Below are 16948 nucleotides of genomic sequence, written 5' to 3' on the forward strand. Positions count from 1 at the left end.
TAGAATCGTACATCATCACTTTTTAATATTTTTATAAAAAAATTGTTTGACATTTATACAAAAAAACAGGCTAGAAAATAGCCTGTTTTATTTGGTGCTAATTTTACTCAATTTTTATGATAATAATGTCCAATTATTGATATTAAGAAACTATTTACTCCTTGAGCATCGTCGGTCGGAAGTGGCACGATTATGGGGCTCAGCCGCCACGGCGCACCCCCTAATAAGCACCCCAACTGGGCGCTGTTCTTTGTCAGATTATCTTTAATTAGCACCATAAGCACTCTCACAGCTTAAGGATTAAAGACTAAAAGTCAAGGTGTTACGCAAATGCCACGACGGTAAAAACTGGAGCGGGAGTTTTCTATGTGGCCGTCAAACGAGTCGACAAATAAATCTGCTACGTCACTCGCCCAGAAGAGTGAGGTTCCGATATTATAAAATCCCAAGCTGCCCCACTCCGAAAAAAATCCTCCCCCTATTCGACGCTCATAATAATTACCTGTTGACGACGGCATGGCGCCAATAACAGGGGTACTACCTGTCTTCACTGCGTTAGTCAAGTCCCTAACCTGTGGCATACGATAACCCAAACTACTACACCAAGATGAATGATTTCTCCGAGCAGCTTCAATAGTTCGGTCCACGAACCACTTCTGCAATACAAAACCATACTTGACCACCACATTGCCACTGCTATCCCTACCCTCTAACTCAAAGGTCTGCGGTAAAATTGGCACCCTTAGACGACTAGGATTATTTGAACCTGTTTGGCTATTATTTGCCTTAGGACCATTTAACGTTACCCGAGTTACATATTGGGATCTATCATGAATCCAAGCATCGTATTGTATGTTGTTTCCCTGTCTGTCAGAGAATGAGCCAGAACGTGGTCTTACCCGATGCACTGCCGCTGTTATTTCCTCATGAGTAACGGGAGACCAAGTCAACTGATTTTCATCTACTCCACCTATATCTAAATCAAAATAAAGACCATCAGCACCTGTTGTCGGAAAATTAAGACCGTAAGAGGATGGGGTTGTAGACTGCATTAAAAAGCCCTTTTCAGGATTCCATATGCTAGATGGGCCTGCATAGCGACTGTCATCACGCGTCGCATTAGAAACAAAATAATCAGCGCTACCCAAATATAAACTCGGTCTTGCGTGACAGACTTTAGCCTGTTTTGGACTGATATAATACACCACGAGCGAACTACGACCAAAAGTACTGCTATTTGGCACGCCATACTGGGTCGTTAAACTTCCACCAGAAGTACGTAATCTCACTTCATAAGGCGCCTTACAGGGATCTAAAATATCACTACGGCTAACAGTAAGATTATTCTTATCAGCAAAATTCACCGATAAATTCCCCGTTGCTGTTAGACCATTAGTACCCTGTCCATCTCCATCGTCATCCCCCCAATAATGATATGTATTCACTAAATCGTTTAAACTCACTGAATAGAAAACACCCGATTGGTTGACTGATGGTGGCACAAAAGTAACTATATCACCCATAGTATCCCCTGCATTAGGTAACTTTATGGGGTTTGTGGCACTTGATGTGTTGGTTGACGGTGTAAAAGTTCTACCATCCGACAACGTAATAGACAATAAACTATCTGTTGAAGTCGCTTTAGTTCGACCTCCATCAAACGTTAAATACGGTGCACTCCCCTCTATTGCCCTTGATGTATATGCCGTCAACGCCTGTGTTCCTTGCGTATATGACAATAAGAGCAGTGGCGCAAAAACCAGCGAGGATTTAGATAATAATGAAGATTTAGATAACAAATTGGAAATCGGCGATCGCCTTGCCAATAAAGTTGTCGATTTCGGTAATGAAAATAAGAATGGTGTCTGTTTTTGACTACCGTGAGATTCTATAAGTTTTAGGGCATAGGTTTGGCATGCCAGATGCCAGATGCCAGATGCCAAGTATGATAGCGCATTTCGTTCATCCTGTCAAGTAAATTTTTGTTTTATTTAGATTTTTTATAATTAACCGCTCAACTAATGAGCTTTTCCTTGCTTTAAAAGCGGTGAAATTATAATCTGTTGAATAATAATGCGCTAGTTTTTTTGTTAAAAATTTGTAAAGCTTTGTTAAGTTAATAGGATTAAGATTTTTGTTGGTGTGTTTTGGAAAATGGTTTTGGTGTTTTTTAAAACAAAAACACCAAATAAAAACTTCAATAAAATCAATATCTTTTCTGACAACTTTTTGACGAAAAATAAATCCTTTTTTGTTTTGGTGGATGGATTGGGTGTATTGGTTTCTGACTTTTGTAGTTTAATTTCAAAATAGCTATAGCGATCACATCCGAGTTAGGGAATTAAAGCGAATTCCCTGAGAATCCATGCTTTGGCTGCAGAATGAATCCTTCGATAACCAATGCCGTCGCTCGGTCTTAACGCATCGACTATGATTACTCATATCATCGTGATACTCGGCTCTTTGAGACCATCTTCTCGATACTCAAATGTTTAAATTTGTTCCAGACAAAACACAGACTCGTCAAACATCCCTGTTTGGCGTGCTGACCGCCTCTATTATCGGCACATTCTGACGCCGAAATAAGGCACACAACATAACCTTGGGTGTTTTTTGTGAGTTGCTTTTTGTTAAAAAAATAACGCAATTAAATCCAAAAATTGGTCAGGAAAGGCATTGATTTTATTAAAGTTTTTATTTTATGTTTTTAACAAAACATTATGACCTTTCTATTATTAAAATAAAATAGCCCACTTTCCATAAAAGTGAAAAGTGGGCTATTTATATTGGTTACTTACTTGTTATCTAAAATTCGGCTTACTTTTACTAAATAATTCCGCGACTCTTGCGAAACATGCGAAGTGACTAGCTTTCGATATACTTGTTGCGGTGTCATTGAGTTGATAATGTTGACGGCTTCGTTGCGATCATTTGAAAACGTACGCAACACACTACCCGCCCCACCGTTGTAAGAAGTAATCATTGCATATCTTAACGAAATTGGGTTGTTAATGCCTGCTAAGTACTTGGTTTTTAATAATGATAAGTACGCTGTTCCCATATCGACATTATTACGCGGATCTAGTAAGAACTTTCTACTTGGTTCACCGGATTTTCCTCGTAATTTAAAAATATCACGACCGGCAGTATGTTGTTGTACTTGCATTAATCCAAGTGCATCTGTACGGCTAACCGCATAGGGGTTAAATGCGGATTCGACCTCCATAATGGCAAGTATCAAGCGTTCGTCGATAAAATAACGATTCGATGCTTCGGTAACAATTGGTAAGAATTTTTTAGCACGTTGGTTAATGTGGTTAGGAACAAGTTTGATTTCAACATAGGCGATTTTATGTGGGCCAGAGGTGCGGAATTTTAGGTTGTTGGCAAGAACATAATCAGCAAAGCTGTTGGCCCGACCGCTCCAACGAATCGGTTGGTGGTCTTGGTCTAATACCTGATTGAATAAAAATGGATCTTTAGATAAGTTTTGGCTAATCTTATCGTGACGAATAATATCAACCGGCTCGGGCATGAGTAATGTTGAAACGATCGCTTCTTTTAAATTTTCTATCGGCGATTCGGCCATGGTTTCAATGGTTATGACACCCGAAACGAAGTTAATATGGACACGGGTTTTGAGATTATCTTCATATTGAACATAGTCTTTAGGACCCGCTATAAGGACTTCTTTTGGCCCCCAAATTTGTTCGATGTTGTTAGCATATTGGCTGATTAAGATATTGAAGGCATTGGTATCTTTGACGTAGTAGTCTTCATCATCTTTGTGCGAATTTTGGCTAGGACAGCCTGTTAGTAGGCTGACAGTAATAATTAATGCAATGAGCTTTTTGCTATTTTTCATTTTTTATCTCAATTTTGAGGTTTATACCCATCAATAACAACATCTTCACCTTCGAATAGGAATTTAACCATTTCGGTTTCAATTTTTTTGCGGTGTTCTGGATTCATCATGTTAAATTTATTTTCGTTAATTAACATGGTTTGCTTTTTGAGCCACTCTTGCCATGCTTGTTTTGATATTTCATTAAAAATTCGTTTGCCTAGCTCTCCTGGATAAAGCTGGAAATCTAAACCATCCGCTTCTTTTTTTAAATAATGGCAATAAATAACACGACTCATTTTTATCTCTTTTTAAGTACAATGAACGAACAGTTGCTGATTATACCTGAAAATAATTAGAGAGCAGAAGAAAATTATTTAACAAGTTTGCAAATTAAAACTGTTTTTCAAATTGAATATTAATTTAAAATAATTGAATAATTATTTACTTTACACTGCAATTAATTCGCTTAAAATAATATGAAATCATTTAATAAAAATAAATAAGGATGAAACAATGCCCGCAAAAATCACTCGTGAACTTTTTGATCAAGTCATTTTACCTGTTTATGCACCGGCTCAATTTATTCCTGTCAAAGGCCAAGGTAGTCGTGTTTGGGATCAAAATGGTGAAGAATATATTGATTTTGCTGGCGGCATTGCAGTTAATGCACTTGGTCATTGTAACCCTCGGTTAGTAAAAGCCTTGCATGAGCAAAGCGAAAAGTTGTGGCATGTTAGTAATGTATTTACTAATGAACCCGCATTAAATCTAGCTCAAAAACTGATTGACAATACTTTTGCTGATCGTGTTTTTTTTGCTAACTCAGGGGCGGAAGCTAATGAGGCCGCATTTAAGCTAGCGCGATATTATGCAGCACAAAGATATAGCCCTTATAAGAGCAAAATCATTGCTTTTTATCACTCTTTTCATGGTCGTACGTTTTTTACTGTTTCGGTAGGCGGACAGGCAAAATATTCTGATGGTTTTGGACCAAAACCAGCTGATATCATTCATGTTCCATTTAATGATCTTGATGCGGTAAAAGCGGTAATCGATGATCATACCTGTGCTATTGTATTAGAGCCTGTTCAGGGCGAAGGTGGATTAACATCAGCAACACCTGAATTTTTGCAAGGTGTTCGCAAACTATGTGATGAATATAAAACATTACTGGTGTTTGATGAGGTGCAGTGCGGCATGGGAAGAACAGGTAGTTTATATACTTATCAGCAATATGGAGTAACGCCTGATATTCTAACCTCTGCTAAGGCATTAGGAGGTGGCTTTCCAATTAGTGCGATGTTAACAACCAATGACATTGCTTCAGTCATGCATCCCGGCGTACATGGTACTACTTATGGTGGCAATCCCCTTGCTTGTGCTGTGGCTTGTGAAGCCTTTGACATCATCAATTCCCCTGAAGTACTTGAAGGCGTACAAAACCGACGCGCACTGTTCATTGAACAACTTGAAGAAATTAATAATAAATTCAAGCTGTTCCGCCAATATCGAGGAAAAGGATTATTGTTAGGTGCAGAACTACAACCTGAGTACCATAATAAAGCTCAAGATTTTTTAAATGCCGCTACTGAGAGTCAAGTGATGATTTTAAATGCAGGCCCAAATGTACTGCGTTTCACCCCATCTTTGCTAATAACCGAGGACGAAATTAAAGAAGGTATGAGACGATTGACAAAAGCCGTCGAAAAAGTTGTCAATGCTTGAGTTTTTCTATACAGTAACAGCATTTTAATCAATTAAGTGCCGTTAGCGCATTTAAAGGATACTTTTTTATGACCGATATTCGACCATTAAACTATGCAAAAACACATTTTATTTTAAGTGCACCTGATATTTCTCATTTACCAAGTGATAGCGGGGTTGAAGTGGCATTTGCCGGTAGATCTAATGCAGGCAAATCCAGCGCACTTAACACGTTGACCAATCAAAAAGCATTAGCAAGAACCAGTAAAACACCAGGCAGAACTCAATTAATCAATCTTTTTGAAGTGGAAGAAAATTGCCGTCTCGTTGATTTACCCGGTTATGGCTATGCGCAAGTTCCTGAAGCAATAAAACGTAAATGGCAGAAATCGTTAGGAGAATACCTTCAAAAACGCGAAAGCTTGAAAGGGTTGATTGTATTAATGGATATAAGACATCCTTTAAAAGATTTAGATCAACAAATGATTGAGTGGGCCGTTTCGGTTGATATTCCCGTGATGTTACTATTAACTAAAGCCGATAAATTGGCTTCTGGCGCACAAAAAAAACAGGTCAACATGGTTAAAGAAGCGATTTTACCTTTTCAGGGCGATATTACTGTTGCACCTTTTTCATCACCTAAACGCATGGGTTTAGAGCCTTTAAAACAGAAGTTAGATGAATGGTTTAGCCAACAATGAAACCTGTAATGGATAATGCTGCTTTTTCATTTCATGCTTTATCGCCTGAATTAATTTTTGATAGTTTGGCATCAATCGGCATTCGCATTGATTCAGGTCTTACCGCTTTAAATAGTTATGAAAATCGAGTTTATCAATTTCATGATGAGGATCGCACTCGCTATGTCGCGAAATTTTATCGACCTCATCGTTGGAGTAGTGAGCAAATCGTTGAAGAGCATCAGTTTACCAAGCAATTAGCTGACGCTGAAATTCCTGTTGTTGCTCCTTTAATATTCAATAATACCACGCTCCATGAGCATCTAGGTTATCGGTTTGCCCTATTTCCAAGTGTTGGCGGACGGCAATATGAAGTAGATAATCTGGAACAGATGGAATCCGTTGCCATGTTACTTGGTCGTATTCATCAAATTGGCACTAGACAACCTTTTTTGCATCGTCCAACCATCGGATTAGAAGAATATCTTTATCATCCCCAAGAGAGGATATTATCTTGCCATTTTATTCCTAGAAAAGTGCAATCCGATCTGAAAACAATTTTGGCACAATTAATAACAACAGTTGAACAATATTGGCATAATGATTGGCAACCTATCCGACTGCACGCCGATTGCCATGCTGGCAATATTTTATGGCGAGATGGTGCAATGTTTGTTGATTTTGATGATGCTCGTAATGGACCTGCTATTCAAGATCTGTGGATGCTACTTTATGGCAACCAACAAGAGCAACGCTTACAGTTAGATATGTTAATTGAAATGTATCAAGAGTTTTGTGACTTTGATAAAGAACAACTTAGATTAATTGAGCCATTAAGAGCGATGAGAATGGTTCACCATTTAGCATGGATTATCGCCCGTTGGCAGGATCCGGCTTTTCCTATCGCTTTTCCATGGATAACTGATGAAGATTTTTGGCGACAACAGTTATTAGAATTTAACAAGCAAATTGAAGCAATCAAAGCGCCATCGATAAAACTAATGTCGATAATGTAAACTTTAACATTTTGATTAATTGATTAATTTTAATAATTCATCAAAATTGGGACGGTTTTTGACTAATGCCTCTTTTTTCTGCTTAGAGAGCTGTTTTATTTTATATTCAAGCTTTAGTGCTATCGATTTGTCACCAATAAAAATCTGATACACAACCGTCAAATCCTGATGGCCTTTTAAACATTTAGCACCTTTGCCACTTTGATGTTGCTGTAAACGTCTAGCAACATCAGTGGTAATACCTGTATATAACAATTGATTTGCTGTTCTAACGATGTATAAAAACCAGTTAGATACTTTATTGGACATAAATAACCGACAAAACAATATGAAGTGGATAATTTAACCATATAATATCATTTTGATCATCTAACTAATATTTTTGATTTTTAGAACGCTATTATTTAACAATACAACCTTATTAACCATTACAGTTTCATTTACTTTAATGCTGATAATGTTTAAGATAAACCAACTTTTTTTGATGTACTCTGGGATAATAAATTTGAATAACTTTGCAAAAATTATTGAAGTCGAACGCGGAGACATGACGTTCGCTTACATACAAAATGATAAAATAAATTATCTAGACCTTTTTGACCAATTTTTGTCCGAAGAAGGACATCATGAGTTGCTCGATCCAAGCGATAAATTAGAACGATATACTTATTTAATTAATCATAATCAAACAAAATTTATTTTTAAAATCGATGGGGGCGTTGAGCACCGTTTAGAACGTAAACTCATTGCCAAAATAACCGGTGATTTTTATTTTAATTTAATTCGAAAGCTGGCAAAAATATCGCTAGATAAATGTGATATAGCTTATGAACTTTATTTGGTCGCTTTTGACAAAAGAACCAAACGTCACTATATGATATTTAATTTTATTGAGGGTCGCAGCCTAAAATGGGAAGAGATGAGAGAGTATGGTGAGCAAGTCAAAAGCTGTATCGAAAAACTTCACAGTTATAACTTAGTATCTAATGATGTGCATGGTGGTAATTTTATCTTAACGCCAGAAGGAAAAATCAAAGCAATTGATTTAACTAACTCAGGTTTTATATGGTTAACTAAAGCTAATGATGCGATAGAGGCACAAGAACGTTTTGGTATCGAAATTAAAGTTCCTTTTTTTGCCATGGCAATTAAGAAATTTACTCATGGGTTTAAACGCTTATCTCGTAAGATCCGCGGTAAAGAAGATTAGCAATCTTCTTATTAAAGGTGCTTTAGTGAAATTGGCATTTGTCATTTTAAAAAATTAACTCATCAGTTACTAAAAAATAAAATTAATTAGACTTAAAAAAGGATGTAGTATGAAAAAGTTAATTGGTTATTTTGCTGTTTTAACTATTCTAACTAGCTGTGCATCTCAAAAAATGATGTCAATTTATCATACAGAAGGCGTTGAAATCACTAAAGATTCGTCAGGTATCGATATATTAAATAAATTTAGCACATCACGACCGATTACCATCCTTCACTCCTCTTTATCGTTATGTATTGCACAAGAATTAGATAACAGCCCCGTTGTGCTAAGTAGTGAAAACTATTTGGGTGCACAATGGTGGCCATATTGGAATATGCCTACCCAACAAGCTATTACAGTTAATGGTGGCGATACCATCAAATTAGTTGAAGGTAATCATGTTGTCGCCAATGCTATCGTAGACTATCAATATCATGCTAAATATTTTGTTAGTTATACTTTAACAGCAACTCGTAACCAACACGATATTAGTTATCTATTCAGCAACATTAAACAAGCCCAACAGTATACAGGGTCTGTTGTTAATGATGGATTTGAAAATGTAAAAACACTTGAAAGATATCACCCTAACTTAGTTATTGAAGCACTTAATAATGAAGTTAGTAAAATTCAGGAATGTTTATTACGCCAATAACCGAACGTAGGGAGGTTTCAGGTAGCACATATATTTTAGTTTATTTTATTTAATAAGGTAAAAAAAATTGTAGATGACTAAAACGTTTATAGCGTTTTAAGACGCCTTAACAAAACTACAATCTGTTTTAATTATACCATTCCTTTGCTTAATAACTTTCTTAATCTTCTAATTTATGCATCTATAGCTCTATACTGATTATGCGTTATAAAAAAATAAGCAGTATAAAAGGTATATTATGAGCATGATGCTTGATTACCTAGACAAGTTAGGCAAACTTGAAAGCTATCTGACCTATCTATCAATAAGTCAAGCTGTTAAGCGTTATATTTATCATAAGTGGAAAAGCTATTTATCCATTGTGATTTCATCTAATGATAAACTAAAGCTAGGAAGAAAAACATCCAAAAAGTAGTTCATTTCAGGGCTATTACGTTCAGACAAAGTCTTTTTTAAACGTTGTTCGGCCAATTTAAATTCATTATTACCTGCACTCAATTCTTCAATAGTTTTAAGATAAGCACATAATGCATCAGCCTGTTTTACGATACTTTTTTCTGCTTCATCATAAAAATCATCATCGATTAATGCTCTAAAGTCATCTTGTAACTCTTTAGGGAGCATATTAATAAGTTTATGTTGTGCTATTTTTTCAATCTTTTTATATTCAACCGTGATTTGCGGATTATAATACTTTGTAGGTGTTGGTAGGTCACCAGTTATGACCTCTGAAACATCATGATACATGGCTAATAATGCGATTCGCTCAGGATTCACCTTACCATTAAATTTTTTGTTTTTAATTATGGCTAAAGCATGTGCAACAAAAGCGACTTGTAAGCTATGCTCCGATACATTTTCCGTTCTTACATTACGCATTAAAGGCCAACGGTTAATTAGTTTTAATCGTGATAAATGAGCAAAAAAATGACTATTATTCATACTATTATCTCTTTAAATATAAAATAAAAACGCTCCCATTAAAAATAGGAGCGTTTATAATATATAACAATATTGCTTATGATTTTACGCTAAAATAAGCTGTTGAGTACCCAACGCAAGTGGTACAGTTTGCTCTTCTGTAAAGGTCACATATTCCCATGCATCTTGTTTAGCAAGCAATGCTTGCAATAATTGATTATTCAATGCATGACCTGATTTATAACAAACTACTTCACCAATCATATTATGACCGCTCATATATAAATCGCCGATAGTATCAAGCATTTTGTGACGTACAAACTCATCTTCAAAACGTAAACCGTCTTCATTAAGTACTTTATAATCATCAACCACAATTGCACAATCTAAACTACCACCTAGACATAAACCTTTAGACTGTAAAGCTTCAATATCACGCATAAAACCAAAAGTTCTTGCACGACTGATCTGACGAATAAACGATTCAGATGAAAAATCCAATTGATAACGTTGAGAACTACTATCGATAGCTGGATGATGAAAATCAATAGTGAAATCTAACCTAAAACCACTATAAGGTCTTACCTCAGCCCATTTATCACCATTTTCAACTCGAACTACTTCTTTTACTCGCAAAAACTTTTTAAGCGCATTTTGTTCAGCAATACCTGCATCAAGCAACAAATAAACAAAAGGACTTGCGCTACCGTCCATAATTGGTATTTCAGGGGCATTAACTTCAATAATAAGATTATCAATACCTAGCCCTGCTAAAGCAGAATTGATATGCTCAACAGTTGAAATACGAACATTGTCTTCGTTTACTAAACAAGTACAAAGCATTGTGTCGCGCACTGATTTTGCATCCACAGGAAAATCCACATATGGATTTAAATCAGTACGACGATAAATAATACCTGTGTTTTCAGGCGCAGGACGTAATGTCAAAGTAACTTTCTTGCCGGTATGTAAACCAACACCAGTTGCTTGAATAGTCTTTTTTAATGTTCTTTGTTTCACTTTGCACCTACTTTTTTACTTGTATTTCCTATTGACTTTGACAATAAAAAATCAAATAAGTTCAACTTTAATTCGCTTGCTTACGGATGAAAGCAGGAATATCTAAAATTTTATGATCTTCAATAGAAGAAACTGTTGGTTCATTAACAACTTTAGCCAATTTTTCTTCTTGTTGCCCCAACGTATTATTTGGAGTAAATAATTCATTGCGTGGTACAGGTTTAGGTATTTTAACTTCAGAACGCTTATCCATACCAATACCGGTTGCAACCACTGTTACTCGAATTTCATCAGACATATCTGGGTCAAAAGTTGTACCAACAACCACTGTCGCATTGTCAGAAGCAAATGCCCTAACTGTACTACCTACTGTTTCAAATTCTTCTAAGCCAAGATCTAACCCTGCGGTTACATTGACTAATACGCCTCGAGCACCAGATAAATCGATATCTTCAAGTAAAGGGCTAGAAATCGCCATTTCAGCAGCTTCTTCCGCTCGATTATCACCACTAGCTCGACCAGAACCCATCATAGCATATCCCATTTCAGACATCACTGTTCTTACATCAGCAAAGTCCACGTTAATATGACCAGGTTTAGTAATAAGTTCGGCAATACCTTGTACCGCACCTTTTAGAACACCATTAGCAGCGGCGAAAGCGTCAAGTAATTTAACACCTCGACCTAATACTTTTAATAGTTTGTCATTTGGAATAGTAATCAAAGAATCAACATGCTTTGCTAATTCAGAAATGCCTTGTTCAGCAAAAGCCATACGCTTTTTACCTTCAAAGCCAAAAGGCTTAGTGACAACAGCAACGGTTAGAATACCTAACTCTTTTGCTATTTCCGCAACGACTGGGGCCGCACCTGTTCCTGTTCCCCCACCCATTCCTGCTGCGATAAAGACCATATCCGCACCTTCAATAGCACTACGAATAACCTCACGATCTTCTTCAGCAGAATTTCTACCGACTTCTGGATTAGCGCCTGCACCAAGCCCTTTAGTGACATTAGTACCGATTTGGATAGTTTGACCTACCTTAATTCGTTTTAATGCCTGCGCATCTGTATTTGCCGCAAAAAACTCAACACCTTCAATATGTTCAGCAATCATATGCTCGACAGCATTACCACCGCCACCACCGACACCAATAACTTTAATGACTGCTGCTGGTTCATCATCTGCAACCATAGGCTCAAACATAACTTATCTCCAAATTTACGATCTTGGAACATTGTACAGATAATCGTCTACAATGTCCACGAAGTTCTTGAAATATACTAGCTAAAATTCTTTTTTAAACCAACCGGTCAATCGTTTAGCTATCCCTTTTAATGATGATTTATTACTGTCTTTTGCATCATCACTTAATAAACTTTGTTTTCCATAATGCAATAGCCCTATAGTTGTTGAACAATAAGGTTTTTGTACATAATCGGTTAAGCCTGATATATTTAATGGTTGCCCGATACGAACTTGATTTTGAAAAACTTTTTCGGCACACTCTACCATTCCTTTTATTTGAGCCGCACCGCCAGTTAAAACAATACCTGCCGCTAATTGATATTTAACATTTTGTTTTTTTAGTTCTTCTTGCAATGCAAGTAACTCTTTTTGTACCAATGAAAGTAGTTCTGAATAACGAGGTTCAATGACATCGGCGAGTGTTTGTCGTTGTAATGAACGAGACGGTCTTCCCCCAACACTTGGTACATCGATGACTTCATCTTTTCCAATTAGTGAACCTACAGCACACCCATAACGAATTTTAATGTTTTCTGCATCCATAGGCGGCGCACCAAACGCATAGGCAATATCACTAGTAACAACATTACCAGCATAAGGAATGACAACAGAATGGCGTAAGGCACCACCAGTATAAACCGTTACATCCATTGTACCGCCACCGATATCAATTACGCAGACACCAAGTTCTTTTTCATCATCTGTTAAAACTGCATAGCTAGAAGCCAATCCAGAAAAAATCAGTTGATCCACTTTCAATCCGCAACGCTCAACAGCCTTCACTATATTTCTAGCCATATCATTATGGCAGGTAACTAAATGCACTTTGGCCTTCATTCTTACTCCAGATAGGCCAATAGGATTTTTAATACCTTCTTGTAAATCGATAGAATATTCTTGCGCAATGACGTGTAAAATACGATGCTCGTCTAAAATTCTGACTGATTTTGCAGTATGAACAACATTGTCTACATCTTCTGCAGTAACTTCTTCATCCGCTATTGGCACCATGCCTATTTCATTTTGACAGCGGATATGTTTACCAGAAAGGCTTAAATATACTGAAGATATTTGGCAATCAGCCATAAGTTCAGCTTGATCAACTGCTCGTTGGATTGATTTAACGACGGACTCTAGATCGTTCACACCACCTTTATCAACCCCTTTTGATGGACAATGTCCCACACCAATAATATTAACTATACCATCAGGAAGAACTTCACCAACAAGGGCAAGTACTTTGGATGTACCAACTTCCAGCCCAACAACCAATTTTTTTTCTGTTGCTTTCATACTCCAGCCTTAATTTATTCCTTACTGCACCATTTTTTCTCTTTGTACTGAAATACCATTTTCGTAACGTAAATCAGCTACCATTATTCTTTCATTTTCTGGAACTCTTGATTGAATTTCTGGAAATAATTTAATAAATTGTTGATATCGCTGTTCAATATTTTCATTACCTAACAACAACTTTATTTCCTGATTTTCAAGACAAAAACCAGATACACACTGTTTTACCATCAATTGCCATGCATTACGCTCATCTGTTATAGCCGCTTTAATATGTAATGCCAACTGATTATTCGCTAATTTTTTAGAAAGATTTTCTAATTTATAATAAGTTTCTAACGCCAATTTAGCTTTACCCTCAGGACCATATAGTCTTGGCAATTGTAACTCGGTAATACGGTCAAGTGGCACGCTAAAAACATTACCATTTTCATCAAGTAAAAATAGGTCATTCCAATAAAAAACTGGTTTATATTCTTCAACATAGACAATTAACCTATCTGGCCACTGTTTACGTACACTCGTTTGCTTAACCCATGGAAATCGCATTACTTCTTGTTGAATATCATTAACATCTTGTCCAATGTAAGTATTAGGCAATCCTAACCCTAAAATAGCTTCCCTAAGATCACCCTCAGTTGTATAAGTGTGTTCGCCACTTAACGTTAATTGCGACAATACCATTTGTTCGGGATCATCCATCCAATTTTTAAAGCTTTTAACAACCCAAATACTAATAAGAATAATCATAATTAAGAACAAAAAGCCTACTAATTGCTCTGTATTACGAAAGATAAGCAGCCGCCTTCTATTTTTATCTTCTCGTCTATGCGCCGCCTGTCTAACTTGTTTCATAACAATAAGGGCCAATTATAGGGTTGCCAAATTTAAAATTCTGACAACAAGCTCATTAAATGACCAGCCATGTTGTTTAGCAGCCATTGGTACCAAGCTATGATCTGTCATACCAGGAGCTGTATTGACTTCCAGTAAGAATGGTTTTTGATTAGCATTAAACATTATATCAACTCTTCCCCATCCTCGACATCCTACAGCTTTATAAGCATCTAAGGCTAAATTACGAATTTCTTGTTCTTTATCATCTGGTAAACCACTTGGACAAAAATACTGAGTCGTATCAGATAAATATTTAGCATCATAATCATAAAATTTGCTTGTAGGTTTAATATGAATTGATGGTAAAACTTCTTCACCTACAATAGCCACTGTAAATTCAGAACCGGCTAAAAATGACTCAACCATCACAACACTGTCATATTTAAAAGCTGCATTAATGGCCTCTTCCAATTCAGATGCTTCATTGACTCTAGCCATCCCTACGCTTGAACCTTCATGACTTGGTTTAACAAACAATGGTAAACCAAGCTGCTTAACAATAGCATTTGTATCAATTGATTGCGATCTTTCTACCATAACATAATCAGCAACAGGTAAATTAAGCGATTTCCAAACTAGTTTAGTTTTCAATTTATCCATTGTTAATGCTGATGACAAAACATCACTACCTGTATAAGGGATATTTTGATAAGTCAAAATTGCTTGCACAATACCGTCTTCCCCACCACGTCCGTGCAGAATAACAAAAGCTTTTGTATATCCTTCTTCTTTTAAATTAGTAATAGGATGATATTTAGTATCAATAAGATGCGCATCAATACCATTTGCCAATAATCCTGCATGTACAGCTTTTCCTGACTTAAGTGATACGTCTCTCTCGGCAGAAGTACCGCCATACAATACAGCTACTTTATCAACCATTTTTATAAAACCTCTTTTGAAGATAATTGAGTTTTGGCTAATTGGCGCGCTATACGACCAACACTACCAGCTCCTTGTGTAATTAATAAATCACCGCCTTGTAATACTTCTTGCATAATTTCAGGCAATAAATCTAAATCAGAAATATAAATTGGATCAACTTTACCTCGATTACGAATTGAACGACACAAAGATCGGCTATCTGCACCTGCAATCGGTTGTTCTCCCGCTGAATAGACATCCAACATAACAAGTGCATCAACTTGAGAAAGCACTTGTGCGAAATCATCAAATAAATCACGAGTACGTGTATATCTATGAGGTTGAAATAACATGACAAGTCTTCGCTCAGGCCAACCATTTCTTGCCGCCTGAATTGTTGCATTAACTTCACTAGGATGATGACCATAATCATCAACCATCATAATATCTGCACCATCGGCATGAGGAAAAACACCTAATAAATCAAAACGTCGACTTGTGCCAGCAAATTTAGCTAATGCATTTATAATTGACTGATCATCAATACCCTCTTCAGTTGCAGCAATAATTGCAGCTGCCGAATTTAAAGCATTATGTTTACCTGGTGCATTTAACTCAATATTTAAATCTTGGCGATCTGGGCGGCAAACGGTGTAATAACTAACCCCTCGTTCTTGACGATAATTTTTAATAACTACATCAGCCTCTTCACTAAACCCATAAGTAATGACTTTACGTCCAACAATCGGCAATAATTCACGATTGATGGAATCGTCATAACACATAATCGCTAAACCATAAAATGGAAGATTACGTAAAAATGAAATAAATGTCTGTTTGAGGTTATCAACACTACCCTGATAAGTATCCATATGGTCTGGTTCGATATTTGTTATAATAGAGACCATTGGCTGCAAATGAAGAAATGATGCATCACTTTCATCGGCTTCAGCAATAAAATAACGACTACTGCCTAATTGCGCATGAGTTCCAGCCGCTTTAACTAAGCCTCCATTGACAAAAGTTGGGTCAAGTTTTGCCTCTGCATAAATAGCTGTAACCATCGCGGTAGTAGTTGTTTTACCATGTGTACCAGCAATAGCGATTCCATAGCGAAAACGCATTAATTCGGCCAACATTTCCGCGCGTTGGATCACTGGTATGCGCGCTTCACGTGCAGCAATTACTTCAATATTATCCTGTGAAATAGCAGAAGATATAACGACCACACTTGAATTAATCACATTTTCAGCCGCATGACCAATAACAATTTTAGCACCTAACATTTCTAAATGTTGAGTCACAGCATTTTCAGCAATATCTGAACCACTAATTTCATAGCCTTCATTGGCTAGAACTTCTGCAATACCGCCCATACCTGCGCCACCAATACCCACAAAGTGGATATGTTTGACTCTTTTCATTTCAGGAATAATGGCTCTTAATTTAGCTAATTCCTTTGTATTCACTATAGAACTCCTAATCATTCTTTGTTATGTAGTGTACCCTGTCATATCAACATTGAACATTTGTATCCTAGTTATTTTTTA

16 protein-coding genes are annotated in these 16948 nt (G+C 36.6%); 5 read left to right on the top strand and 11 right to left on the bottom strand.

Annotation, left to right across the window (positions count from 1 at the left end):
• Positions 1-314: 314 nt before the first annotated feature.
• The 3 genes from GYX25_RS06495 to GYX25_RS06505 all read right to left on the bottom strand — a co-directional run bounded on the left by GYX25_RS06495 (position 315) and on the right by GYX25_RS06505 (position 4143).
• Complete coding sequence (locus GYX25_RS06495; protein ID WP_174786994.1) at positions 315-1943, bottom strand: hypothetical protein; 1629 nt, start codon at positions 1941-1943, stop codon at positions 315-317.
• Positions 1944-2794: 851 nt separating this feature from the next.
• Positions 2795-3865 carry a membrane-bound lytic murein transglycosylase MltC gene (gene mltC, locus GYX25_RS06500; RefSeq protein WP_091346466.1) on the bottom strand — a complete coding sequence of 357 codons (1071 nt, stop codon included), beginning with the start codon at positions 3863-3865 and terminating at the stop codon, positions 2795-2797.
• A gap of 8 nt (positions 3866-3873) precedes the next feature.
• Positions 3874-4143, bottom strand: coding sequence for an oxidative damage protection protein (locus GYX25_RS06505; RefSeq protein ID WP_160403950.1), 270 nt, complete (start codon positions 4141-4143; stop codon positions 3874-3876).
• 217 nt (positions 4144-4360) lie between these two features.
• Here GYX25_RS06505 and argD point away from each other — a divergent pair, with 217 nt between their 5' ends.
• The 3 genes from argD (at position 4361) to GYX25_RS06520 (ending at position 7247) form a co-directional block, all read left to right on the top strand.
• Complete coding sequence (gene argD, locus GYX25_RS06510) at positions 4361-5572, top strand: bifunctional acetylornithine/succinyldiaminopimelate transaminase (RefSeq protein WP_174786995.1); 1212 nt, start codon at positions 4361-4363, stop codon at positions 5570-5572.
• Between the two features lie 77 nt (positions 5573-5649).
• Positions 5650-6252, top strand: coding sequence for a ribosome biogenesis GTP-binding protein YihA/YsxC (gene yihA, locus GYX25_RS06515; RefSeq protein WP_174787044.1), 603 nt, complete (start codon positions 5650-5652; stop codon positions 6250-6252).
• An 8-nt stretch (positions 6253-6260) separates the two neighbouring features.
• Positions 6261-7247 (top strand): serine/threonine protein kinase, encoded by a 987-nt coding sequence (locus tag GYX25_RS06520; protein ID WP_091346627.1) that lies wholly within the window; start codon positions 6261-6263, stop codon positions 7245-7247.
• Between the two features lie 15 nt (positions 7248-7262).
• On the opposite strand, the gene GYX25_RS06525 is transcribed toward GYX25_RS06520, so the two are convergent.
• Positions 7263-7556, bottom strand: coding sequence for a GIY-YIG nuclease family protein (locus tag GYX25_RS06525; protein ID WP_091346472.1), 294 nt, complete (start codon positions 7554-7556; stop codon positions 7263-7265).
• Between the two features lie 196 nt (positions 7557-7752).
• Between GYX25_RS06525 and GYX25_RS06530 the strand changes: the two genes are divergently transcribed.
• Complete coding sequence (locus tag GYX25_RS06530) at positions 7753-8457, top strand: lipopolysaccharide core heptose(II) kinase RfaY (protein ID WP_160403947.1); 705 nt, start codon at positions 7753-7755, stop codon at positions 8455-8457.
• A 109-nt stretch (positions 8458-8566) separates the two neighbouring features.
• Positions 8567-9154, top strand: coding sequence for a hypothetical protein (locus GYX25_RS06535; protein WP_091346476.1), 588 nt, complete (start codon positions 8567-8569; stop codon positions 9152-9154).
• A 348-nt stretch (positions 9155-9502) separates the two neighbouring features.
• Here the strand turns inward: GYX25_RS06535 and yfbR are convergent, their stop codons facing one another.
• The 7 genes from yfbR to murC all read right to left on the bottom strand — a co-directional run bounded on the left by yfbR (position 9503) and on the right by murC (position 16867).
• The gene (gene yfbR / locus GYX25_RS06540) at positions 9503-10096 is read right to left on the bottom strand and encodes a 5'-deoxynucleotidase (RefSeq protein WP_091346478.1); all 594 of its coding nucleotides are present in this window, start codon (positions 10094-10096) and stop codon (positions 9503-9505) included.
• Positions 10097-10180: 84 nt separating this feature from the next.
• The gene (gene lpxC, locus GYX25_RS06545; protein ID WP_091346480.1) at positions 10181-11095 is read right to left on the bottom strand and encodes a UDP-3-O-acyl-N-acetylglucosamine deacetylase; all 915 of its coding nucleotides are present in this window, start codon (positions 11093-11095) and stop codon (positions 10181-10183) included.
• Between the two features lie 67 nt (positions 11096-11162).
• Positions 11163-12302, bottom strand: coding sequence for a cell division protein FtsZ (gene ftsZ, locus GYX25_RS06550; protein ID WP_091346482.1), 1140 nt, complete (start codon positions 12300-12302; stop codon positions 11163-11165).
• 81 nt (positions 12303-12383) lie between these two features.
• On the bottom strand, positions 12384-13637 hold the full coding sequence (gene ftsA, locus GYX25_RS06555) for a cell division protein FtsA (RefSeq protein WP_091346484.1): 1254 nt from the start codon (positions 13635-13637) through the stop codon (positions 12384-12386).
• Positions 13638-13658: 21 nt separating this feature from the next.
• Positions 13659-14492 carry an FtsQ-type POTRA domain-containing protein gene (locus GYX25_RS06560; RefSeq protein ID WP_141683312.1) on the bottom strand — a complete coding sequence of 278 codons (834 nt, stop codon included), beginning with the start codon at positions 14490-14492 and terminating at the stop codon, positions 13659-13661.
• Between the two features lie 15 nt (positions 14493-14507).
• Complete coding sequence (locus tag GYX25_RS06565; protein ID WP_174786996.1) at positions 14508-15416, bottom strand: D-alanine--D-alanine ligase; 909 nt, start codon at positions 15414-15416, stop codon at positions 14508-14510.
• 2 nt (positions 15417-15418) lie between these two features.
• The gene (gene murC, locus GYX25_RS06570) at positions 15419-16867 is read right to left on the bottom strand and encodes a UDP-N-acetylmuramate--L-alanine ligase (RefSeq protein WP_091346490.1); all 1449 of its coding nucleotides are present in this window, start codon (positions 16865-16867) and stop codon (positions 15419-15421) included.
• Positions 16868-16948 lie beyond the last annotated feature (81 nt).

Origin of the sequence: Gilliamella sp. ESL0254, assembly GCF_013344985.1 — a bacterium.
Lineage (GTDB): Bacteria > Pseudomonadota > Gammaproteobacteria > Enterobacterales > Orbaceae > Gilliamella > Gilliamella bombicola.